This window comes from Limnohabitans sp. TEGF003 (genome assembly GCF_055395455.1).
On record NZ_AP029225.1, the window covers coordinates 2,617,694 to 2,640,004 of the forward strand.

The window sequence follows — 22,311 nt, forward strand, 5'->3', positions numbered from 1 at the left end:
CCCTTGGCCTCAATCGATTTGGGTTTGCGCCAGCGTGCCCGATTCCACCAAGCGCCGGATGGCCCCAGCCACCTGCTCTTCGCGCCCCGCAAAGCCATGCTGGGTAAACGCCTGGCAGGCCTCACCACGGAAACCCGATCCGCCCGACACCGACGCCAAGCCCACGCCCCATTTTTCAGCGATGGCCACGGCATCCCGATGGTACGTCATTGGGCAAGGGTCCTGACGGTGGTGAAAGATGAATTGCGGGGTTTTGAACGGCCCAAACTCCAGCCCCTGATCTCTGGCCTTGCTGTAGGTGCCCGCGGTGTGGACGATACCGGCATAAAGGTTTTGCCCATGCTTGAGCAAGCCAGCGGTGGTGATCACCCCTCTGCTGGTGGACACGGCCCAGATGTGCGCCAAGCTGGGGATTTGTCTTTGCACCTCTTGAACCAAGAGCGCAATGTCTTGCGCCCGCTCGGCTGAGGCCTGGTAGTTGTCGGGGCACTGGGTTTCAAAATCGGACCGACAGTCGAGCAACAAGGTGACGACCTGGGGAGACAGCAGGTGCTGACGGGCACGCACCAAAAAATTGCCGTTTTGCCGGGTGGTGATCTGCCCCGCCTCGTTCAGACGTGGCCGGGTGACCCCGGGGTGCCCCGACACCACCACCAGCAGTTTTTGAGGGGCCACAGCCGAATCCAGCTTGGACAACACGCCTTGCTGGGTGAACTCCTGCGGGGTCTTGACGGTGACGATCTCTTCGATGATGCGGGCGGGCGCACTCGGTGCATCAGTGGCTCTGGCGATGCCCATAACCCCATAAAACGCCAAGGCCAACACCCAAAGTTTGCCCACCATGACCAACCCCTTCCAATGTGGATATTCAGGAAATGTGCTCCATTGTGACTGGGCTGGCGACACGACGAATCCTGAATGTGACTGCCCAAATGGACAGGGCATGGTGGAATAGCCCCTGCCCTTCAGCCCATCTAGAGACAGACCATGGTCCATTACTTTGACGAAGCCCGCGTGCAGCAACTGCTGAACGTGCCCGACCTGCTGCAAGGCGTGCGCGAGGCCTTGGTGGCGCTGACGCTGGACCAGGTGGTGCAGCCGCTGCGCATGGTCATGCCCATTGGCGAGGCCTCCAACGAGGGCCTGCTGTTTTTAAAACCCGCGCAACTGGGCGATGCCTTGAGCACCAAGCTCATCACGCTGGTGCCGGGCAATGCGCAAAAGGGCTTGCCCACGCTGCTGAGCACCATTGTCTTGATGGACCCGGCCACGGGCCAGACGCTGGCCGTGATGGAAGGCAACACCATCACCGCCATGCGCACGGCAGCGGCTTCTGCCGTGGCCGCCGATGCGCTGGTGCCACGGGCACCGCAGGTGGTGGCCATGCTGGGCAGTGGCGTGCTGGCCCGCAGCCACGCGCAGATGCTGCGGGCCGTGCGCAAGGTGTCCGAGATTCGGGTTTGGAGCCCCAACGCAGTCAACGCGCAGCAGTGCGCACACGACATTGGCGGTGTGGCCTGCGCCAGTGCCGAACAAGCGGTGCGCGGCGCTGACATTGTCTGCACCGTGACCAATGCCAGCGAACCCGTGCTGCAGGGCGCCTGGCTCAAGCCCGGTGCCTTTGTGGCGGCTGTGGGCGCGCCCCGCCCCACCTGGCGCGAGCTGGACGATGCGGCCATGAAAAATTGGGTGGTGGCCGATCAGCGCGAAGCGGCTGAAAAAGAATCGGGCGATGTGCTGCTGTCAGGCGCGCAGGTCGCGGCCGAAATCGGCGAAGTGTTGTGCGGGCGTGTGGCGCCACCGCCTGCGGGCACCACCATCGTTTTCAAATCGCTGGGCCAGGCGGTGGAAGACACGGTGGCGGCCCGTCTGGTCTACCGCGCGGCATTGGCCGAAGGCGCTCGCCCATGAGACGCGCCGATGTGGTGATCGTGGGCAGCGGCGTGATGGGTGCGGCCACGGCCTATTGGCTGACCCGCCTGCAGCCTGCCTTGAAAGTGACGCTGATCGAATCGGACACGCGCTACGAAAAAGCCTCCTCTTCACTGTCGGCCAGCTCGATCCGTCAGCAGTTCACCTGCCCGGTCAACATCCGGCTGAGCCAATTCGGCATCGCTTTTTTGCGCGAGGCCGAGCAGCACCTGGGCCTGCCCGACCACCCGGTCGCACTGGGTTTGCAGGAACCCGGCTATTTGTACCTGGCCCTGCCTGAGCAAACAGCAGCCCTGCGCACCGCACACCAGATCCAAAAACAGGCCGGGGCCGATGTCGCCCTATTGGGCCCCGAGGCCCTGCGCCAGCGCTACCCCTGGCTGAACGTGGACGATGTGGCGCTGGGCAGTCTGGGCCTGAGCGGAGAGGGTTGGTTTGACGGCCCTGCCCTGCACCAAGCGTTTTTGAAAAAAGCGATGGCGCAAGGCGTGCAGCGACTGCACGACCGGGTGGTGGACCTGGACCACACAGCGACGCAAATCACGGGCGTGCGTTTGGCCAGTGGCAGCACCTTGCCCTGCGGCCAAGTGGTCAATGCCGCGGGGCCTTGGGCTGGCGAAGTGGCGGCCATGGCCGGGGTGCAACTGCCCATCGAGGCGGCGCGTCGAACGGTGTTTGTGCTGTCTTGCCCCGAGCCGCTGCCGCAATGCCCCTTGCTGATCGACCCGAGCGGCTGGTGGCTGCGACCCGAGGGCCGGTTTTTGATCAGTGGTTCAGAGCCCACACAAACCGAACCCGGCCTGCCGCTGGAGCCCGACTGGGCAGAATGGAACGACGAACAATGGGCATCGCTCGCGCACCGCATCCCGGCGCTGGCGGCTTTGCGGGTGGAGCGGGCCTGGGCAGGCTATTATGAGATGAACACCTTCGATCACAACGCCGTGATCGGCCCGCACCCCGATCTGCGCAACCTGTATTTCATCAACGGTTTTTCAGGCCACGGCATGCAACATGCGGCAGGCGCTGGTTTGGCGCTGGCCGAGTGGATGCTGCAGGGCCAGGCCCAAACCATCGACTTACAAGAGTTAGGTTTTGAGCGCCTGGTGCAAAACCGACCGCTGCGCGAGTTGGCGGTGATCGGCTAAGGCTAAAGGTCTTCGCGCGCTTCGATCTGCAAGCGCTGCACCACCGAGCCCCGAGTGCCCGCCACAGCGCGCACGCGCAGGGATGGACCGGCTTCGAGCACCACGCGGCAGTGGTAATCGAGCCCATCGGTCTGGCCCGGGCAATTGCTGGCAATGCGGCGGTGCCATTGCTGCTTGCCGTCGATCTCCAGCGTCAACGCGTGCCATGCCTCGGCAGGGTCTTCGGGCACACGCACCAGCAAGCTGACATCGATGTCAAATGTGCGTGGCCGCTTCAATGCGCCGGGAATGTTCAGCACGGCCACCGCATCGGCCGTCTCGGTGCGCCACAACTCGGGTTTTGCCTGTGCGGCCATGTCGCTCAGGCTTTGAGCAAGGTGCTGAGTTCGCCACTGTCGATGAGGCGACGCAGGTCATCGGCACCACCGACCAGGGTTCCGCGCACAAAGACCATCGGGAACGTGGGCCAGCCGGTCCACATCTTCAGCGCATTACGCAAACGCCATTGCGAGAAATAGCTGCCAAACTCGATGTACTCGTGCGCCACGCCCGCTGCGGCCAGCGCCTTGCGGGCTTTGCCCACAAACGGGTTGCCCGACAAGCCGACCACCACCACAGGGTGCTGGGCGATGGCGGTTTGCACCTGCTGGATCACGGGCAAGTGGTGCTCGGCAATGCGTTGGCGGATGGCCGGGTGGATGGCTGATTCATCCAGAAGCGGTCGGGTCATGGAAATCCTTGGAAACCTATAAATGAGACGCCGAGTGGTCAGGCCTTGAGGGCGTTGGCCCCGTCGTGCATGAGTTGTGCGATGTTGGCCGAGCCGAGCAATTGCATCGGGCTGCTGCTGGCCAGATCGATCGCAGCCTGGCTGAATACGCCCAGGCTCATGCAGGTGCACGAAAAGGCATCACGGCTTTCACGGACAGCCAGCAACTCCCGCAAATGCTCTGCGCCCACGGTGGCCGCTTTCCAGCGTTTGGCACTGACCAGGGTGATGCGGCCATTTTTTTCGATCTGAAAATCGGCCGGGCCATCGTTCAAGCGACTGACCACAAAACCCTGCTGCCGGAGCGCTTCTTCGATCAACACCGAAAAATCACGCCAACCCATGCCCCGGGCCTGCTCCACCAGTTCCTGGATGCGGCTGGCCGAGATGGCATTTCTTTGTCGCCAGGCGGCCATGACGCCAATGACAAAAAACGGGAACGCCCCCAACATGCCCGCTGTTTTGTAGGCCTCAGGCAGCAAAGCCCCTGCCACCAGGGCCACGCCAAACATCACCAAAAAGCTCACCCACCACGGGGCGCGTAGCAAAGTCGCAAAGAGCGACTTTTCGGACATTTTGAATTTCATGGGCAATCAAAGAAGGTCAACGGGCTAAAGGTCAGACCGCAACAAAAAATGGCGGGCCTGAAACCAAGGCCCGCCAGTGTAGTGGCTCCAACGTCCAAATCCCACAAAGCGCTGAAAAGCCCCTTGCGTTTCACGTCATGCAGGGTTTAAGCCCTTAAGAGACCGGCTCGTCGTCCATTGGTGAATCAGCACTGGCAGCATCAACAAAAGACCCAACAAACTGATTTTCAGGCCAGGGGCAATCAGGCACAGCGCACCCACCGTGCACAGCACACGCTCCCAGCGCTTCATCTCGGCCATCAGGTAACCGCTGAGCGCCGCAGCCAGCGCCACAATACCGAACACACAACCGATGAAGGTGACTGCAAAATCAGCCCAAGTGAAGCCCTTGGCAACCAGCAGCAGCGATGGCGAAAACACGAACACAAAAGGCACCAGCGCCTTGGCCAGGCCCAGTCGAAACGCCATATTGCCGGTCTTGAATGGATCACTGCCCGCCATGCCCGCCGCCGCATAAGCGGCCAGCGCCACCGGCGGCGTGATGTCGGCCAGCACCCCGTAATAAAACACGAAGAAATGCGCCACCAAAGGCTCCACCCCCAGTTGCACCAAGGTGGGTGCGGCCACCGTGACCATGATGATGTAGTTGGCCGTGGTCGGGATACCGCAGCCCATCAAGATGCAGACAATCCCTGTCATGAACAGCGCGGCCAGCAGCGTCAGGGACTTGCTGTCGGCCATGAAGGCAGGCAACCAATTCATCATGAAGGCGGCGATGATTTGCGCCCATCCGGTGATGATGAAACTGATCTTGAAACCCACACCCGTGAGCGTGACCACGCCAATCACAATGCCCACGGTGGCCGCCGCAGCGCCCACGGCCAGTGCATATTTGGCACCCGTCTCGAACGCTTCAAGCAGCACTGCGTTGTCGATGCGACCGATCACGCCCATCCACTTTTGTCCCGCCCAGATCAGGGCCACGCCCAACGCCAGAAAACCCAGCTTGATGGTCTCACCATCGCCGCCCCAGTCGACAAAAGCGATCAAGGCCAACAGCACATGCAGCGCAATCAGCAGACCCCAATTGACGCCCCGATTGCCCCGCACCGAAGTGCACAGGCCCACAATCATGCAAGAGGTGATGCCGGTGAAGGCGGCCAAATAGGGCGTGCGGCCGGACACCAAAATGGCGATCAACAAGACCAATGGGATCAAGGTAGGCCAACGCTGCTGAAAGGACTCGCGTAACTTAGGCATCTCTTCGTCGGTCAGGCCACGCAAGCCATAGCGTTTGGCCTCGAAATGCACCTGCATGAACACCCCAAAAAAATGCATGAAGGCCGGCACAACGGCCGCGGCGATGATGGTCTGATAAGACACGTTCAAAAACTCGACCATCAAAAACGCCGCAGCACCCAGCACGGGCGGTGTGATCTGCCCGCCTGTCGACGATGCGGCTTCAACCGCGCCCGCGAACTCACGGCGGTAGCCCACCCGGATCATGGCCGGGATGGTCAGCGAGCCCACGGTGACGGCATTGGCCACCGACGAGCCGCTGAGCATGCCGAACATGGCCGAACCAAACACACTGACTTTGGCTGGACCGCCCGCATAGCGTCCCGCAACCGTCGAAGCAATGTCCAGAAACAATTGCCCCAAACCAATCCGCGTGGCCAACACGCCAAACAACACGAAGTGAAAAACATAAGTGGCCACCACACCCACCGCCACGCCATAAATACCCTGGCTGGTCAGGTACTGGTGGTTGATCATCTGGCTCCAGCTGGCACCTGCGTGCTTGAGCAAGCCCGGAAAATAAGGCCCAGCCAACGCATAGACCGTGAAGCCGATCGCAATCAAGGGCAAAGGCCAGCCCATGGAGCGGCGGGTGGCTTCGAGCAAGGTGATGAACAGGATGGAGCCCATCACCACATCCATCGTGTCTGGGTTGCCCACACGAAAGGCCAGGTCATCGAAGACGTAGGGGATGTACATGACGCTGGCCGCACAGGCCAGGCCCAACAGCCAATCCACCAGCGGTACACCACCGATGCTGAAACGACTTTTGGACACGGTGGTGTCTGCGTCCGACCGGGTCGCTGCAAACACCAGAAAAATCAGGCCCAGCACAAAGGCCAAGTGCACACCCCGGTGGGTGGTCTCACGCAACAGGCCAAAGCCCGCTGTGTAGTAATGAAAGCCCGACAGGATGATGAGCAGCCATTTCACGATCACCGACGCTGGGGGCAACGTGGGCCGAAAACGCATTTCGGGGTCGAACTTTTCTTCGAGTTCCTGCAGATCGCGCATGTCGCGCTCGCGGGCTTCGGTCATACCTGTCCTTCAAAACACAGGGCGCACATGCGCCCTGTTTCACATTTCAGGGTGCATTGCACCCTTGCCCCCAACAGCACGTCACACAGCAACGCGCCGTTTTGACCAAATCACTTCAGGACACCGGCTTCCTTGTAGAACTTCTCGGCACCGGGGTGGAAAGGAATACCCACACCTTTGACGGCGTTTTCCTTGGTGATGAATTTGCCTTTGGCATGTCCGGCCGCCAACGCGTCCTGGGCGGCTTTGCTGTAAAGCGCCTTGGTGATCTGGTAGACGGTTTCGGTGTCGGCCTTGGCGCTGGTCACCCACTGGGCACCCATGGCCATCGTCTGCACAGCTGGCACATCCTTGTAGGTTCCTGCAGGAATGGTGTCGACTGCCAGGTAAGGGTTGCTCTTGCGCAAGGCTTCGGCCTGGGGACCAGCCAAAGGCACCAGCTCGATGCCGGCACCGCTGGAGGCCAGCTCGGCAATCGCACCAGCAGGTGCCCCACCCACAAAGAAGAAGGCGTCCAATGCGCCATCTTTCAGTTTGTCACCGGCCTGGTTGGGCTTGATGTATTCAGGTTTGATGTCGCTTTCTTTCACACCATAAGCCGCCAGCACCGTGCGGGCATTGACCAGGGTGCCCGAGCCTGGCTCGTCCAGCGCCACGCGCTTGCCCTTGAGGTCGGCCACCGACTTGATGCCCGAACCTTTTTTGACCACGAGGTGGATGCTCTCGGGATACAGGTTGGCGATCATGCGCAGATCGGCGACTTTGGGTTTGCCTTCGTAAACGCCGGTGCCGGTGTAGGCCCAAGTGGCCACATCCGACTGCGAAAAGCCCGACTCCATGGCACCACCGGCGACGGCATTGACGTTGGCCACCGAACCATTGCTGGCCTGAGCTGTGGCCACGATTTTGCCGGGCTGGCTCACCGCGTTGGCGATCATGCCGCCCACGGGGTAATAAGTGCCTGCGGTACCACCGGTACCGATGCGGAAAAATTGTTGTGCTTGCACGGGTGCTGTCATGGCAGCAGCCAAACCCAAGACCCAAAACAGATTGCGACGCTTCATGTGATTCCTCGTGGAAGGGTTAAAAAAACCAGACCTACTGTGTAGCACAACTTGCGCCTGATTTGCCCCTGAATCGGGTCAGGCTCAGGGTAGACTCTGATATCGATGCCCCTAATGACAAGGGTCTAGCGCCTGGATAAAAGTGGCATTTCACTGTACAAAGGAAACCCATGCATGTGTGCGTATTGGGCGCCGGCATCATTGGCCTGACCACTGCTTATGAATTGACGCAACGGGGTCACCAGGTCACCGTGGTCGACCGTACGGCACCTGCCGCAGGCGCCAGCGGGGGCAACGGTGCACAGCTCAGTTACTCCTATGTGCAGCCTTTGGCCGACCCGGGCATCTGGGCGCAATTGCCCAAACTGCTGCTGTCGCCATCTTCTGCACTCAAGATCCGCCCCCAATTGGACACGCACCAATGGATGTGGGTTGTGCAGTTCTTGCAAGCTTGCAATGCACAACAGTCGCAAAAAACCACAGCGCAATTATTGACCTTGGCCGCGCAAAGCCGAGCGGTGTTTGATGCGCTGCGCGAACGCGAAAACATCGACTGTGACTTTGCGATGTCGGGCAAACTGGTGTTGTTTCGCACAGAGGCCTCATTTGCCGCTGCACGGCAGCAGATGGTGTTGCAAAAGCAATTGGGAGGCGCCACGCAGCGCGCGGTCTCAGCGTCTGAGGCCTGCACCATCGAACCTGCTTTGGCGCATCAACAAGAACCGTTTTCGGGCGCGATTTACACAGACAGCGAATGCGCGGCCGATTGCAAAAAAGTGTGCGAGGCCTTGACGCAGATCCTGATCTCACGGGGTGTGGCCTTGCGCTTGGGTCAAGACATCCAAGGCTGGCTTCAATCGGGCGACAAAGTCGCTGCAGTCAGCCTGGCCAATAGCGATCAAATTTCGGCCGATGCTTTTGTGCTGTGCACAGGCCACAACGCACCAGTGCTGGCTGCAGCGGCAGGCGTGCGCATACCGGTATATCCGCTCAAGGGTTACAGCATCACGGTTGCCACCGATGGGCAAGGATTGGCACCCAAGGTCAGCATCACCGACAGCGCCCGCAAGATTGTCTTTGCTCGTTTAGGGCAGCGGCTGCGGGTAGCGGGCATGGTGGAGTTGGTAGGACAGGATGCAAGCGTTCAGGCCCGTCAGATTCAAACTTTGCAGCAAGCCACGCAAGCACTATTTCCAGATTGCTCTCGCTACACCGACATCCAGCCCTGGGCCGGCATGCGCCCGGCCACACCCACAGGCTTGCCCATCACTGGCCGCCAAACCACAGGGCCGCGCAATCTTTTCATCAACGCCGGGCAAGGCGCCTTGGGCTTCACTTTGGCGTTTGGGTCTGCGGTTCAACTGGCGGACGCGCTCAGCTGAACCGCTACTTTGCGGGCGTGTCAATCCACCGTCATCCCCGCGTTCTTGACCACCTGGCCCAAGCGGATGGTTTCCTTACGGATCAACTCGCCAAACTGAGCAGCTGTGCCGCCCACCCGGGCGTGCCGATGGCTTCCCATTTTTTCTTGAACTCTGCGTCGTTGAAGATAGCGTTCAAGGTGGTACTGAGTTTTTGCACCACGGGCGCAGGCATGCCCGCACGCACCGCGATGCCATGCCAGCCGGTCAACTCGTAACCTGGCACACCCCCTCGATCACCTGTACCTGACCACCGATCAAGTCGTTAAGCGCAGGGCCTGCGCCTCGGTTAGGAATGTGCGAAATTTTGGTGTTCACCTGGGTGTTGAAAATTTCACCCCCCAAATGCTGGGGTGTGCCGTTACCGGCCGATGCAAAAGCGAGTTGGCTGCTGGGCTTTTGGGCCAGTGCAATCAACTCCTTGACGTTGTTAACCGGCACGCTGGGGTGCACTTCGAGCACTAGCGGGAAGGCCGAAATCTGGATCACAGGTGCCAAGTCGGTCTTTGGAACAAAAGGCATGCTGCGGTACAGCGTGGGTTTGACCGCCATGGGACCGTTGGCTGCCAGCAGCAGGGGGTAACCATCCGCAGGCGCTTGCTTGGCCACTTCAGCACTGCCCAAATTGCCACCTGCACCGCCTTTGTTGTCCACAATCACCGTGACACCCAGACAGGTGCTCAACTCACTTTGCAGCATGCGGGCCATCAGGTCGGTCGGGCCGCCCGGTGGGTAAGGCACGACAAACCGGATGGTTTTGCTGGGGTAGTTGTCCTGGGCCAGCGCAGGCACGGCGGTGGCGGCCAAAAGGGCGGCTGAGAGTGCTGCGTTTCATGGTGTTGTTTCGGGTAAAAAAATGAAAAGCTCAAACGGCAAAAAATGCTTCACGCGCCTGCTGCGCGGTGCAGAGGCTGCGGCCCAGCACCCGGGCCGAGTCGGCCACCTGGCGCACCAGCGCGGCGTTGTCCGGGGCAACCTGCCCGTTGTTGAGCAAGAGGTTGTTTTCAAAGCCCACTCGCACATGGCCGCCCAGTGCGGCGGCGGTGGTGGCGCAGGCGTGTTCGCCCGCGCCAAAAGCGCACATGGACCACGGCTCGTTGCCGGTGTGGGCCATGACAAAGGGCAACAGGTCTCGCGGCTCGGAGGTTTGGCCCACCGAATAACGGCCCAGCACAAACAAGAGTGACCAGGGCGCATCCGGGACCACGCCTTGCGCACGCAGGGCTTGCCAGCGCTGCAGATCGGCCACGTCGTATACGATGACCTGGGTCATGACGCGCTCTTTGGCCAACCAGCCAAAGAATTGGGCGAGGCCCGCGTCGCCGATTTCGGGCCGGTCCACTTCACGCAGGCCCACCGACACGGCTTCGGGTTGGAGCGCGGTGACCATGGCGATTTGCTCGGGCGCTTTGTACACGCGGGCAGCTTCGCTGGTGACCTGGATGATCAGGTCATCGCCCACTGCCGCCTTGACCGCCTGCTGCGCATCGCGGTAACCCTGCACGTCCAGGCTGTGACGGCCTTGTGCATCGCGGATGTGCATGTGGATCATGGCCGCACCGGCATCGAGGCACAGCTTGGCGGTCTGGCCCAGCTCGGCCGACGTGAGGGGCAGCGCGGCGTGGTCAGGCCGCTGTTTGTAAGCGCCATTGGGCGCGACAGTGATCAAAAGAGGATGCGGAAAAACAGCCATGGGGTGCCTTGTGGGTATCAGTCGTGAGGGGATCAATCGAGAGGATGAAGAGGCGGCAACTCAGAGGCCAGTAAATCCAGCCCCTGGCGCAGCAGGCGGTCGTAGCGTTCGCGCTCGGCCTTTTGGGTCTCGGGTGTCCAGCTGAAAAAGCCCTGCCCGGTCTTCATGCCCAAGTCACCCCGGGCCACGCGCTCTTGCAGCACGCGGGCGGGCTCGGCGTTCACCGCCAGGCTGGGGTACATGCTGGCCGCGGCGGCGGTGTGCACCTCCAGCCCCGCATGGTCGCGCTGCATGACCGGGCCTGCGGCCAGAAAGCGGAAACCAAAACCAAAGCGCACGGCCGCGTCCACGTCTTCGGGCCAGGCCACATCGGCCAAGTCGGCCACGGCCTGCACGCGCTCGGTGCGGTGGGCCATGCCCAAAGGTTCGAGGTTGTGGCGCACATGGGCGGCCAGCGCTTGGCGCTTGACGGCATCGGGCTCGACCACGGTGACCTGGCTGCCGCCACGGGCCAACACGATGGCCACGTCCATGCCCATGGTGCCGCCGCCCACCACCACGGTGAGCGCTTGAGAGGGATGCGAAGAAATCATGAATCGGGGTCGCTGTGAGTCAAGGTGCGCTGAGTCTAGAAAGCGCCAAGGCTTTCGTCCAGCCGTTTCTTTCAGTGGGCCGGTCATGCACAGGTCCATCAGGCCTTGATCCGCCCAAAGCACCTCCCGTGCAGGTGCTTTCAACAGCTCTGGCATGATCGAAAGCATCTGCCGCTGCACAAGAAAGCACACCGTGAATTGGCTTCAAAGATTGCCGGGTTTTACCCGGTCTGCCCCTGGCCTGGAATGGGCGCTTTGGAAAAAGCTGCCCTGGATCGCACTGGCGGGCACCGCCTTGCCTTTGGCCTTGGTGAGCCTGGCTTATCTGGCGGCTCCAGAGATCCCCACGCCCGCCTCCGAACGGGCGTTGACCCAGTGGTTTTACATCGCCATCGGCGTGGTGGTGCTGCACTGGACGCTGGTGCTGACAGCGGCCATCGGCTGCGTGATCGTGATGCTGATGAAAGGCCCGGCCTTTGTGGCCGATGGCTTTGAGGTGCAACACACCGACCAACCCGGCAGCCCGACACAGGACGAGATGCGTGAAAAAAACTGAATTGCACGCCAGCCCGGCCGCTTCTTTGTCAGAGGCGGACGTGTCGGGCATCATCGCGATGGCCTGGCAGGACGACACCCCGTTTGAAGCGATTGCCTCGCAGTTTGGCTTGACCGAGCCCGACGTCATTGCCTTGATGCGGGCGCAACTGAAAACCCGTTCGTTCAGGGTCTGGCGCATGCGGGTGCGGGGACGCGCAGCCAAGCACCTGGCCTTGCAGCAAGGCCAACAGCCACGCCATGGCGGCACTGCTACTTCATCGGCCGCAGAAAACGAGCAGCAGCTTGCGCAGGCCCCTGAGGACTACCCTCTGCCGCCCTCATCCATCTCGCGCCAGTCCTTGCGCTGAAAGACGTCAGGCCCTTTTTGGGAGCGCAGTCGCGTTGGGCGACTGCTGTGCATGGTCCCGCTTGGCATGCGCCTGAAAGGCCGGGGCCTCAGAACCTGAAGGCGAAGCTGGAAGCGACCCAGCAGGCGGGTTTTCAAAACCCGAAGGCTCAGGCAGGATCGACTGCAGCACGTTCAACACATTTTGCAAACGCGGGTCGTGGGTCTGCGCGTCGTCGGTGGTGTCGTTGATGCAAAAGAAATCCAGCGCACCGAATTCGGCCACCAGCGCCTGCAGCTGTGCGTTTTGGTCGGCCTCGCCCGTGGACACATAGCGGTGGCGGTATGGCCGGATGCTCGCTACCCCGTGCGCCAAGGCCCAGCGCAACACGAAATCGGACACGATGGTGGGTTTGTCCCAGCTGCGGAACACGGTGGACCTGACGGCGGCAAACAACTCCGGGGCGGTGTCCTCCAGCTCCAGCAGGATCGACTTGAGCATGGGCCGGGGCGAATGCGCAAACGTGCGGAAGGTGCTTTGGTAGAGCGGATCTTGCTCGCGCAGCGCAGGCGTGCCCAAACGGGCCTTGTCCGTGAGCCACTGAATGGACAGGCGGCAGGCGTTTTCGAGGGAAGTGGCGTCCATGCGCATGGCTTCGTCCGTGACCATCGGATCGTCAGACCAGGTCACATGGAAGCCCCCGGGGTGGAACCAGTCCTGAACCCGCACCGGAGCACCAAAAAACACATCGTCATTGAGGTAGAAATAGCGCTCGGACAAGCCGGGGATGTGGTGAATCCACGACTCGATGTGCCCCGAGTCAAAAGTGGGCAGCGATGCCTCGGGCATCAAATCACGGTGGTCCACCAGCGTCAGGCGGTCGGATGGCCGCAGCCAATCGGGTGCCTGCGCGTCGGTCACGATGTAGACATGGCCGTGGTCGGGGAAAAATTGTTCCAGCGCACGCAGGCTGTAGCGCAGTTCATGGTTGTCGCGAAAGCGCCCTTCCACATTGCTGTAGCGGGCCATGGCGGCACTGGAATCTGAGGGGAGTTGCTGCAGGGCCGCTTGGCGCTTGGCACGCCAGTTCGAATCGTTCCCGTCAACCCACAGATAAACGATGTCGATGGGCGAATCGTGGGACATGTCTGCATTGGATTTTTTGAAGTGGCTGAGTCTAGCAGTGGGTCTGCCCGGGCGTTTTCAATACCCGCCCTGGTGTGAGGGCCACTGCTCAAGCGGCATGGCGGGCTTGCACCCACCGTGCGGCAAGAGACCGATGCAGCAGCGATGGATGGGATACGATGGGTTGGCTGTAACTCCACCCATACCCACCACGATGCGCTGGCTTGTTCCCCTCTTGTTTCTTTTTTGCGAGGCTGCCATGGCCATTGAAGAACCGCGTTACACCGTGCTCGTCTCGGAGCCCCCTTTTGAAGTGCGTCGCTACGCCGCCTTCACGGTGGCGCAAACGCAAATCCAGGGAGACTTTGACGCCGCCAGCCGCAGCGGCTTTCGGCGCATTGCCTCGTATATCTTTGGCGACAACGTGCAAGCCGGTTTGGGTGCGCAACGCAAGATAGCGATGACCGCGCCTGTGACCGTGGTGCCAGAAGACCAGGGTTGGCGCGTGCATTTTGTGATGCCTTCGGCCGAAAACGTGCAGACCCTGCCCCAGCCGCTCAACCCGCACATCCAGCTGCGCCCCGTGCCCGAACACGAGACGGTTGCGGTGCGCTTCAGCGGCTTCACCACGCAAGCGAGCATCCAGGCCCAAACCGAGCGCCTGCGGGCCTGGGCGCAGGCACACCAACTCAAACTGAGCCCCACGGCCCAAATCGCCCGCTACGACGCCCCCTTCACCTTGCCCTGGAACCGCCGCAACGAAATCCTGATTGACCTGGTGCCCTGAAAGCGGCCGGGATGACGAATCAGAAAACCGGCACCGAGGCACGAGAAAAGCCTTACAAGGGCAACACTTCTACACTGCGCGTGAGCACGGGGCGGCACAAAATCTTGTAACCGTCGGCGTCAAAATGGGCAGCCACCTGGCTGGCGGTTTGGCTCAATTGACGCGCAGCTTCGACGCTGGGGGCACTGCCCAAATAGCACCAGTGCCGGACAACGTGGATTTGCGTCAGGGCCTCATCACGCTCGACCAGACCCACCGCGCCCGGATAAGGCCAGCATTCCACGCGCAGCGCCAGCAGGCTGGTGAACAGCCGCTCGCGATGCGACTCGGGGCTCTCGTCCCCCCGGCACACCCCTGCACACTGGCGAATGGCCGCTCTGAAGCAGGCTTTGCCAGGCGGCAGTTTTTCAAGGCCCAGGGGGCCGTAGCAGAGTTGGTGCTGGTCGGCGATGGCGCGCAGCGCATCCAGTGCGGCATGGCGGCTGGCGTACAGGCCATACAGATCGGGCTGCGTGGCAAAGTCGATGTCCTTGGAATACACCACCTCGGGCACCCCGTCGGTCAAGCGCAGGCTGCACAGCTGCTTGTTGCGGCGCAATTTCTGGTTGAACAAGGGGTGCTGGGCCTTGATCATTTGCGCCTCCAGCAGCAAGGCCCCGATCTCGCCCGCCGTGCGGATGTGGCTGATGCGCCGGGTCTGGCGCAACATGCGGGCTTCGTCAGGCGTGCGCAGGTGCGAGAGCAGGCGGGCGCGGATATTGATGCTTTTGCCGATGTACAGCGGCAAGTCGCCTTCATCGCCGTGGAAGGTGTAAACACCCGCCCCGGTGGGGGCGTCTTCGATGGCTTCGCGCAGGTGTTGCGGGTAGGCGTAGACGCGGCTGTCTTCAAAGTCTTCGCGGCGACGTCGGGGCAAAGTCATGGTGGCGTGAGTGGGTCGAGGGCTGCAAAGCAAAATACTGTTTATATTTACAGTATACTGGCACCGTCATGCTTCCTGCAGTTGCCTGACATTGTCCTTTTGAACGCCCCTGGCCACGCGGCTCGGGGCGTTTTTTTTGAGGGGCGGAGCCCTGCGCCCAGACTCAGCGCATGCGGGCGCTCAAGCTGCCCAAGGGCGCAGAAAACTCGGCCCGCCAGTTTTCGCCTGCCTGAACCGGCCAGGCGTCGGTCCAGGTGCCGGTGGTGACCACATCGCCCGCTTACTCGTGTCCCAGACCGTGCCCCACATGGGGCCAAACACCTCGTAGCGCTGCCACAGGGTGCGATTGGTGAAGCCGATTTTGTAGCCCTTGGGCACTTCGCCGCGCTGCTGGCGCAAGCGGCGCACGGCCAGGGCTTGTTGATAAGCCGCTGCGGTGTCGGTGCCACCCACCACGCCGGGCGGCTGGCCCCACAAACGGGCTTGGTCGTGGTGCTGCAAAAGTTGTTCGGGGGTCATGCGGGGGCTCCTGTTGATAAGGGTGAAGACATCAAACCGCCACAAAACGGCCGTCTTCCAGGGTCTGGATTTGCCCCATGGCCAGCAGTTCATCGAGGTGCATGGCGATGGTGTTGCGCTCGGCGCACGGCACAAAGGGCACGTCGTAGCCTGCGGGGTAGAGCAGGCGGCGATCGACCAGTTCATCCAGGCTTTGCGGGGCCTGCAAATAGCCCAGCAGTTGCGTGCTGCGCTCGTCGATCTTGCTGGCAAAACGGGCCAGGTCGGCCAGAAATTGCGCGCGATCGGTGATCACCGCCTTGTGGTGCGAGGTGGCCCAGATGCGGGCGTCCAGCTCGGCGACTTTTTTCAGGGTCTGCCGAAAGTCGCTCAGGCTGGAGGTGGCGTCGCCGTAGTAGGGGCCAAAGCCACTCAGGTCGATGTCGCCAATGAAGGCCAGGCCTTCGCTTTCGACCACCAGGGCGCAGTGGCCTGCGGTGTGTCCCGGCAGGTGGTGCGCACGCACCCGCACGCCGCCGCCCAGGTCCCACACCGTGCCGTCCCTGTAGCCGGTGGCGTCGGGCCGGGGGTGGTAATGAAAATCCTTTTCCACGATGGCCCGCATCGCGTCCAGCACGTCTGGCGGGTAGCCGTAGTGGCGGCACATGCCGTCCCACGATTGGGCGGCGGCCAGGTCGGCCTCGTGCACCTGCACACGGGCGTGCGGCAGGCGGTGCAGCCCGGCCATGTGGTCTTCGTGCACATGGCCCAGGATGACCAGGTCCACCGTGTCCAGCTCGGGGCCAATGCGGTTGGCCACCTCGGGCGTGTCGAAAGCCACCCGCATGTCGGCCCCCTGCACGATGAGCTGGTTGCCGTCGGGGTATTTGCCCGACTTGTCACCCAAGTGCACCCGGACCGCTCCGAAATTCAAAACCGAGGCCATGCCCGTGTCTCCTTGTATTGCCCTGTAAGGAACTATAGCCAGCGTGACACCCCAGCGCTGCCGCGCACGCTACAGTCCAACGCATGACCGATCTGCCCTCCCCCGCCACGCTGGCCCCCACCGCCCTGATCGACAGCGACCACCCCGATGTGATCGCCTTTGCGCAGCAGCATGCGCAGGGCGCCACCGACCGCGAACGTGCCGTGGCCCTGTATCTGGCGGTGCGTGACCAATTCCGCTACGACCCTTACCGCATCGATTTGTCCCCGCAGGGCATGCGGGCCAGCTCGGTCATTGCCCAAGGCTCGGGCTGGTGCGTGCCCAAGGCGGCGCTCATGGCCGCGGCCTGCCGGGCGGCGGGCTTGCACGCCCGCCTGGGTTATGCCGATGTGCGCAACCACCTGAGCACCGAGCGCCTGCGCCAGACCATGCAGACCGATGTGTTCATCTGGCACGGCTATGCCGACATCTGGCTGGAAGGCCAATGGGTCAAGGCCACGCCCGCTTTCAACATCGAGCTGTGCGACAAATTCGGCCTGCTGCCGCTGGAGTTCGATGGGCGAAACGATTCCATCTACCACCCGTTCGACAAGGCGGGCAACCGGCACATGGAGTACGTGAACCAGCGCGGCACCTTCGATGACATGCCCTTGGCGCAGATCGTGGCCGACTTCCAGACCGTTTACCAGGGCTGGATGGCCGACAAGGACCCGCTGCACAACGCCAGTTTTGAGCAGGACGTGACGCGTGAGACGCGTTAAGGCACTTCAGGCGCTGACCGTCGCCGCCCGCTTCACCCGCCACAGAAGCCACAAGGCGATGCTCAGGTTGAGTGCGTTCCACATCACGCCGTTGATGAAAGCGGCATGGTAGGAACCTGTGATGTCAAACACCTTGCCCGACATCCAGCCGCCCAAGGCCATGCCCAAGAGCGTGGCCATGATGACCGCACCCACGCGTGAGCCCGCTTCTTTGGCCGGGAAGTACTCGCGCACGATGATGGCGTAGGCGGGCACGATGCCGCCCTGAAACAGGCCAAACAGCGCCGAGATGATGTAGAGCGACACCAGGCCATCGAAAGGCAAAAACAAGAGCAGCGCCACGCCCTGCAAGACCGAGCCCAGCACCAGCGTGCGCAAGCCGCCAATGCGGTCGCAAATGGCCCCGGAAATCAAGCGGCTGGCGATGCCGCTGGCCAGCATGAGCGAGAGCATTTCCGCGCCGCGTGCCGCGCCAAAGCCCAGGTCGGTGCAATACGCCACGATGTGCACCTGCGGCATGGCCATAGCCACGCAGCAAGCCACACCCGCCACGCACAACAAGAACTGCGCCTTGTTCAGACTCAAACCAAAGGGACGCTGCGACTGCTGGGCCTGGGCGCTGCCCGCCACCGGAGTTTGCAAAAGGGGGGGCCTTTGGCGCATGAGCAGGCTGAGCAGCACCATGCCGATGCCGCAAATCAGGCCCAGCGCCACATAGGTGCTGCGCCAACCCACGGTCTCGACACCGTACTGCGCCAAAGGTGGCCAAAGGGCCCCGGCCACGTAATTGCCACTGGCGCACACCGCCACGGCAATGCCCCGGCGCTTGCGCCACCACAGCGAGGTGTCGGCCACCAAAGGTGCAAAGGTGGTGGAGCTGCCAATCAGCCCCAAAAACAAGCCATGCGCCAATGCAAACCACCAGATGTTGCCGGACAAACTGGCCGCGATGAACCCCAGGCCCGTGCCCACACCCCCCAAAAACAAAGGCACATGCACGCCTGCACGGTCGGCCCAGCGGCCCATGAACAGGCCCCCAATGCCAAAGCCGATCATCATGAGGGTGTAGGGGATGGACGCATCGGCCCGGCTGACACCGAACTCGGTCTGCACGGCGGGCAGTACTACGGCCACCACATACATGCTCGCGCCTCCCAACGTCATCAGGGCCAGGGTGACCAGCAAACGCCGGGCGGCGTAGGCGGAGTCGATCAGGTGTTCGGCGGCGGCAGTGGATGAGCTCATGCCTTCAGATTAGCAGGCCGGGCCACGCGGCGTTGGCAAATGCGGGACAAGCAGGCAAGTAATTCAACAATACAAATAATGGCTATGATTTTGGCAAATCAACCACCAAAAACACCATGCTTAAATTATTTGCATTTTTGGCTTCGGCCTTGTTGATCAGCAGCGTTCACGCCCAAGGCAGCAGCTGCACGGCCGCCGCAGCGGAGAAGAAATTGGCAGGCGCGGCCAAAAACTCGTTCCTGAAGAAATGTGAAAAAGACGCGACCGCCCAATGCGAGGCCTCCACCGCAGAACGCAAACTGGCCGGCGCTGCCAAAAACAGCCACATCAAAAAATGCGTCAAAGACGCTGTGGGTGAAGCGCACTGATGGGGGCTTGCCCCGGATTCCCTCCGTTGTGCAAAGCGTTGGGCATCGCCTGCCTGGCGCTTGCAAGCCTGGGTCTGGCCTGGGCTGACGAACTCCAAGGCCGGGTGGTCAAAGTGGCCGATGGCGACACCATCACGGTCCTAGATGGGCAGCGCCAGCAGCATGTGATCCGACTGGCAGGCATTGACGCCCCCGAAAAAAGCCAGCCTTTCGGCCAAAAATCCAAAGCCCATTTGTCGCAAGCCGTCTTCGGACAAACCGTGACCGTGACGTTTGACAAGCGGGACCGCTATGGCCGCATCGTCGGCCAAGTGCGGGTTCTGGGCGAAGACGCCAATTTGCGACAACTTCAAGCGGGCTGGGCTTGGCATTACAAGCAGTACCAAAACGAGCAAACGCCCGATCAACGCAGCGTCTACGACGCCGCCGAACGCGCTGCGAGAGAAAAACGTCTGGGCCTGTGGCAAGGACAAGGCCCTGCCAGCCCGGAGCCGCCCTGGGATTACCGCGCCCGGCTCAAATCCGAACGCCAGTCAGCGCAACACAACACCCCTTTGACGGAAAGCCGTCTGCAGTAGTTGGGGTGGGCGCGAGCCCCTGCTCGGGCAGGTTGGCCACCCACTCAGCCCTCTCAAAAGCGCAAGGTCAGCAGGCATTCGTCCGCAGGGGCGGCCTCCCACAAATGCGAAACCAGGGCGATCCGCATCAACCGGGGCGCACCATCTTGCAGCTGCTGGGCAGACGGGCCTGCTCGGCCTTGATCTGGCGCACCACCTTGAAGCCGTAGCCTGAACCTTCCACATCAAAAGGCACGCCCGCAGCGCCTTGGCGTTGCATCACGCCCACCACCAGCGGCTGCTGGAACTGGTGGTCTTCGGCACGCATGAAGCCGGTCTGCCCGGCCATGCTGACGCGGGCTTTCTCCAGCGCCAGCGCCACCGCCACAGGCTCGGTGCTGCCCGCTTTTTCGACCGCCTGGGCCAGGGCTTCGACCATCAGCTGCATGCGCACATGCACATAGTCTTCCGAGGGCTTGCTGAAACGCTGGCGAAACGACTGGTAAAACGCTTCGCTGGCCTTGCCCGGCACATTGGGCAGCCAGTCGGCCACCGCGATCACCCGGTCTACACCCGCATCGCCCAAGGCCGCAGGCGCGCCCAGCGCATTGCCATAAAAGGTGTAGAACTTGCCTTCGTAACCGGCCTCGCGAGCGGCCTTGACCAAAAGCGTCAGGTCATTGCCCCAGTTGCCGGTGATGACCGCTTGAGCACCGCTGGCCTTGATCTTGGCCGCATAGGGCAAAAAGTCTTTGACACGGCCCATGGGGTGCAGCTCGTCGCCCACCACCTTCACATCGGGGCGCTTGTCGGCCAATTGGCGCTTGGCTTCGCGCAAGACGGCCTGGCCGAAACTGTAGTCTTGCCCGATCAGGTACACCGACTGGAGCTTTTTGTCCTCCCGCAGCACCTGCATCAGCGCGGTCATGCGCATGTCGGCGTGGGCGTCAAAACGGAAATGCCAGAAGCTGCATTTCTCATTCGTCAGGATCGGGTCCACCGCCGAGTAGTTCAAAAACAGCACGCGCTTGGCTGGCTCGCGCTCGTTGTGTTTGTTGATCGCGTCGATCAGGGCCGCCGCATTGGCCGATGAATTGCCCTGCAAGATCACCTGCGCCCCGTCGTCGATGGCGGACTTGAGGGCCGACAAGGCTTCTTCGCTTTGGCCTTTGCTGTCGTAGCGCTCCAGCACCATGGGCAGCAGGCCTTGCGGCGTTTTGACGCCCCCTCGCGCATTCACGCGCTCGACCGCCCAGGCGATGTTGCGCACCACCGCCTCACCCGTGTTGCCAAAGGGGCCGCTCAGGCCCTCGATCAGTGCCAGCTTGATGGGGGCAGGCGATTGTGCCCACGAAGGCGACAACAACAAGGTTGCAGCCAGCGACACGGCGACACGACGGAAAATGAAGGACAAACGCATATCAAAAATAGAACCCGCCAGAAGGCGGGTTGAAGCTGAGAAGGGGCGCAGTGTAACTGCCCTGTTGGACACCCACGATGACCGCTGATTCGAGTGGATTTTGTGGGCGGCTGCCCCTGCGGCCGAATGTCTGCTGGGACAACAACCCATGTTTGAACCACCATTCGCGAGCAGGGGCTCGCTCCCACGGGGGGGAAGCCCAGCGTCAAGCCAGCTCGTGCAAGGGCCAGCGCGGTTTGACGTCGAAGCTGTAACGCGCCTCGGCGGCTTGCGCGCCAGCTTGCAAGCGCATGGCTGCTGCCATGGCAATCATGGCGCCGTTGTCGGTGCACAGGTGCAGCTCGGGGTAGTGCACGCGCACTTTGGCTTTGGCGCAAGCGGCGTTGAGCTGCGCGCGCAACTCGCGGTTGGCCCCCACGCCCCCGGCCACCACCAAGCGCTTCATGCCGCTGGTCTTGAGCGCGTTCATGGATTTTTTGACCAGCACTTCCACAATCGCCGCTTGGGTCGATGCGGCCAAATCGGCGCGCTCGGGTGCGCCTTCGGTGTGGGCGGCAGGGCCGATTTTTTGGCTCTGCGTGAGCACCGCCGTTTTGAGACCTGCGAAGGAAAAATCCAGATCGCCGCTGTGCAGCAAGGGGCGCGGCAGCTTGTAGGCCGCCGGATTGCCCTGCTCGGCCAGGCGCGACAGACCCGGGCCACCGGGGTACGGCAGGCCCATCAGCTTGGCCGACTTGTCAAAGGCCTCGCCCGCGGCGTCGTCGATCGTCTCGCCCAGCAATTCGTAGCGGCCCACGCCGTCCACCCGCATCAGCTGGGTGTGCCCGCCCGACACCAGCAAGGCGATGAACGGGAACTCGGGTGGGTCCGCGCTCAAGAAGGGCGAGAGCAAATGCCCTTCGAGGTGGTGCACGCCCAGAACCGGCTTGCCCAAAGACGCCGCCAGCGCGCAGGCCACGCCCGAGCCCACCAACAGCGCCCCGGCCAGGCCCGGCCCCCGGGTGTAAGCCACCACGTCGATATCGGCCAAAGCGGTCCCCGCCTCGGCCATGACCTGGCGGGTCAGCGGCAGCACGCGGCGAATGTGGTCGCGGCTGGCCAGCTCGGGCACCACGCCACCATAGGCCTGGTGCATCTCGATCTGGCTGTAGAGCGCATGCGACAACAGGCGCGGCATGGCGGTCCCGTTGGCTTCCACCAAGGCCACACCCGTCTCGTCGCAGGAAGATTCAATGCCCAAAATTCGCATAGCAGATA

24 protein-coding genes and 1 pseudogene are annotated in these 22,311 nt (G+C 62.1%); 9 read left to right on the forward strand and 16 right to left on the reverse strand.

All coding sequences use genetic code 11. The features are described 5' to 3' along the window. Positions 1-9: 9 nt before the first annotated feature. On the reverse strand, positions 10-843 hold the full coding sequence (locus ACZ5RT_RS12405) for a hypothetical protein (RefSeq protein WP_464452667.1): 834 nt from the start codon (positions 841-843) through the stop codon (positions 10-12). A 144-nt stretch (positions 844-987) separates the two neighbouring features. On the opposite strand from ACZ5RT_RS12405, the gene ACZ5RT_RS12410 reads away from it, so the two are divergent. Together ACZ5RT_RS12410 and ACZ5RT_RS12415 are read left to right on the forward strand one after the other, a co-directional pair. Continuing rightward, on the forward strand, positions 988-1,911 hold the full coding sequence (locus tag ACZ5RT_RS12410) for an ornithine cyclodeaminase family protein (protein ID WP_464452668.1): 924 nt from the start codon (positions 988-990) through the stop codon (positions 1,909-1,911). Beyond that, positions 1,908-3,077 (forward strand): NAD(P)/FAD-dependent oxidoreductase, encoded by a 1,170-nt coding sequence (locus ACZ5RT_RS12415; protein WP_464452669.1) that lies wholly within the window; start codon positions 1,908-1,910, stop codon positions 3,075-3,077. Before ACZ5RT_RS12410 ends, ACZ5RT_RS12415 begins: the two co-directional genes overlap by 4 nt. Before the next feature lie 2 nt (positions 3,078-3,079). On the opposite strand, the gene ACZ5RT_RS12420 is transcribed toward ACZ5RT_RS12415, so the two are convergent. The 5 genes from ACZ5RT_RS12420 to ACZ5RT_RS12440 all read right to left on the reverse strand — a co-directional run bounded on the left by ACZ5RT_RS12420 (position 3,080) and on the right by ACZ5RT_RS12440 (position 7,834). Next, positions 3,080-3,433, reverse strand: a complete 354-nt coding sequence (locus tag ACZ5RT_RS12420; protein WP_291925749.1) for a hypothetical protein — start codon at positions 3,431-3,433, stop codon at positions 3,080-3,082. Between the two features lie 5 nt (positions 3,434-3,438). Continuing rightward, entirely contained in the window at positions 3,439-3,807 is a 369-nt protein-coding gene (locus ACZ5RT_RS12425; protein WP_464452670.1) for a glutaredoxin domain-containing protein, read from the reverse strand. A 38-nt stretch (positions 3,808-3,845) separates the two neighbouring features. Then, positions 3,846-4,433, reverse strand: a complete 588-nt coding sequence (locus ACZ5RT_RS12430) for a restriction endonuclease (protein ID WP_291925755.1) — start codon at positions 4,431-4,433, stop codon at positions 3,846-3,848. 135 nt (positions 4,434-4,568) lie between these two features. Further along, positions 4,569-6,770, reverse strand: coding sequence for a TRAP transporter permease (locus tag ACZ5RT_RS12435; RefSeq protein WP_464452671.1), 2,202 nt, complete (start codon positions 6,768-6,770; stop codon positions 4,569-4,571). A 110-nt stretch (positions 6,771-6,880) separates the two neighbouring features. Next, positions 6,881-7,834, reverse strand: a complete 954-nt coding sequence (locus ACZ5RT_RS12440) for a TAXI family TRAP transporter solute-binding subunit (RefSeq protein WP_108426676.1) — start codon at positions 7,832-7,834, stop codon at positions 6,881-6,883. Positions 7,835-8,004: 170 nt separating this feature from the next. On the opposite strand from ACZ5RT_RS12440, the gene ACZ5RT_RS12445 reads away from it, so the two are divergent. Then, positions 8,005-9,216 carry a D-amino acid dehydrogenase gene (locus tag ACZ5RT_RS12445; protein ID WP_464452672.1) on the forward strand — a complete coding sequence of 404 codons (1,212 nt, stop codon included), beginning with the start codon at positions 8,005-8,007 and terminating at the stop codon, positions 9,214-9,216. Between the two features lie 20 nt (positions 9,217-9,236). Here ACZ5RT_RS12445 and ACZ5RT_RS12450 read toward each other — a convergent pair. From ACZ5RT_RS12450 to ACZ5RT_RS12460, 3 genes and pseudogenes are all read right to left on the reverse strand, one after another. Then, positions 9,237-10,062 (reverse strand): annotated as a pseudogene (locus tag ACZ5RT_RS12450) (Bug family tripartite tricarboxylate transporter substrate binding protein). A 58-nt stretch (positions 10,063-10,120) separates the two neighbouring features. Continuing rightward, positions 10,121-10,948 carry a beta-keto acid cleavage family enzyme gene (locus tag ACZ5RT_RS12455; protein WP_464452673.1) on the reverse strand — a complete coding sequence of 276 codons (828 nt, stop codon included), beginning with the start codon at positions 10,946-10,948 and terminating at the stop codon, positions 10,121-10,123. 32 nt (positions 10,949-10,980) lie between these two features. Continuing rightward, complete coding sequence (locus ACZ5RT_RS12460; protein ID WP_464452674.1) at positions 10,981-11,541, reverse strand: FAD-dependent oxidoreductase; 561 nt, start codon at positions 11,539-11,541, stop codon at positions 10,981-10,983. Positions 11,542-11,734: 193 nt separating this feature from the next. Here ACZ5RT_RS12460 and ACZ5RT_RS12465 point away from each other — a divergent pair, with 193 nt between their 5' ends. Both ACZ5RT_RS12465 and ACZ5RT_RS12470 read left to right on the forward strand, forming a co-directional pair. Continuing rightward, on the forward strand, positions 11,735-12,097 hold the full coding sequence (locus tag ACZ5RT_RS12465) for a hypothetical protein (protein ID WP_291925769.1): 363 nt from the start codon (positions 11,735-11,737) through the stop codon (positions 12,095-12,097). Continuing rightward, on the forward strand, positions 12,084-12,446 hold the full coding sequence (locus ACZ5RT_RS12470) for a TIGR03643 family protein (RefSeq protein ID WP_464452675.1): 363 nt from the start codon (positions 12,084-12,086) through the stop codon (positions 12,444-12,446). The genes ACZ5RT_RS12465 and ACZ5RT_RS12470 overlap by 14 nt, the downstream gene beginning before the upstream one ends. A 6-nt stretch (positions 12,447-12,452) precedes the next feature. Here ACZ5RT_RS12470 and ACZ5RT_RS12475 read toward each other — a convergent pair whose 3' ends face one another. Then, positions 12,453-13,571, reverse strand: coding sequence for a Stealth CR1 domain-containing protein (locus ACZ5RT_RS12475; RefSeq protein ID WP_464452676.1), 1,119 nt, complete (start codon positions 13,569-13,571; stop codon positions 12,453-12,455). Between the two features lie 238 nt (positions 13,572-13,809). Between ACZ5RT_RS12475 and ACZ5RT_RS12480 the strand changes: the two genes are divergently transcribed. Continuing rightward, positions 13,810-14,337, forward strand: coding sequence for an SOUL family heme-binding protein (locus ACZ5RT_RS12480; protein ID WP_464452677.1), 528 nt, complete (start codon positions 13,810-13,812; stop codon positions 14,335-14,337). 52 nt (positions 14,338-14,389) lie between these two features. Here the strand turns inward: ACZ5RT_RS12480 and cho are convergent, their stop codons facing one another. The 3 genes from cho to ACZ5RT_RS12495 all read right to left on the reverse strand — a co-directional run bounded on the left by cho (position 14,390) and on the right by ACZ5RT_RS12495 (position 16,703). Continuing rightward, the gene (gene cho, locus ACZ5RT_RS12485) at positions 14,390-15,259 is read right to left on the reverse strand and encodes an excinuclease Cho (protein ID WP_464452678.1); all 870 of its coding nucleotides are present in this window, start codon (positions 15,257-15,259) and stop codon (positions 14,390-14,392) included. A 180-nt stretch (positions 15,260-15,439) separates the two neighbouring features. Further along, positions 15,440-15,778, reverse strand: coding sequence for a hypothetical protein (locus tag ACZ5RT_RS12490; RefSeq protein ID WP_464452679.1), 339 nt, complete (start codon positions 15,776-15,778; stop codon positions 15,440-15,442). A gap of 31 nt (positions 15,779-15,809) precedes the next feature. Further along, positions 15,810-16,703: an MBL fold metallo-hydrolase gene (locus ACZ5RT_RS12495; RefSeq protein WP_464452680.1), complete on the reverse strand. Its 894-nt coding sequence runs from the start codon at positions 16,701-16,703 to the stop codon at positions 15,810-15,812. An 83-nt stretch (positions 16,704-16,786) separates the two neighbouring features. Between ACZ5RT_RS12495 and ACZ5RT_RS12500 the strand changes: the two genes are divergently transcribed. After that, complete coding sequence (locus ACZ5RT_RS12500) at positions 16,787-17,464, forward strand: transglutaminase domain-containing protein (RefSeq protein WP_464452681.1); 678 nt, start codon at positions 16,787-16,789, stop codon at positions 17,462-17,464. Positions 17,465-17,470: 6 nt separating this feature from the next. Here the strand turns inward: ACZ5RT_RS12500 and ACZ5RT_RS12505 are convergent, their stop codons facing one another. Further along, positions 17,471-18,709: an MFS transporter gene (locus ACZ5RT_RS12505; RefSeq protein ID WP_291925789.1), complete on the reverse strand. Its 1,239-nt coding sequence runs from the start codon at positions 18,707-18,709 to the stop codon at positions 17,471-17,473. A gap of 116 nt (positions 18,710-18,825) precedes the next feature. Between ACZ5RT_RS12505 and ACZ5RT_RS12510 the strand changes: the two genes are divergently transcribed. Next, complete coding sequence (locus tag ACZ5RT_RS12510; RefSeq protein WP_464452682.1) at positions 18,826-19,077, forward strand: hypothetical protein; 252 nt, start codon at positions 18,826-18,828, stop codon at positions 19,075-19,077. Positions 19,078-19,103: 26 nt separating this feature from the next. Beyond that, the gene (locus ACZ5RT_RS12515) at positions 19,104-19,655 is read left to right on the forward strand and encodes a thermonuclease family protein (RefSeq protein ID WP_464452683.1); all 552 of its coding nucleotides are present in this window, start codon (positions 19,104-19,106) and stop codon (positions 19,653-19,655) included. A 127-nt stretch (positions 19,656-19,782) separates the two neighbouring features. Here the strand turns inward: ACZ5RT_RS12515 and ACZ5RT_RS12520 are convergent, their stop codons facing one another. Both ACZ5RT_RS12520 and tsaD read right to left on the reverse strand, forming a co-directional pair. Next, positions 19,783-21,054 (reverse strand): branched-chain amino acid ABC transporter substrate-binding protein, encoded by a 1,272-nt coding sequence (locus ACZ5RT_RS12520; RefSeq protein ID WP_108426689.1) that lies wholly within the window; start codon positions 21,052-21,054, stop codon positions 19,783-19,785. A 205-nt stretch (positions 21,055-21,259) separates the two neighbouring features. After that, positions 21,260-22,303, reverse strand: a complete 1,044-nt coding sequence (gene tsaD / locus ACZ5RT_RS12525; RefSeq protein WP_464452684.1) for a tRNA (adenosine(37)-N6)-threonylcarbamoyltransferase complex transferase subunit TsaD — start codon at positions 22,301-22,303, stop codon at positions 21,260-21,262. Positions 22,304-22,311 lie beyond the last annotated feature (8 nt).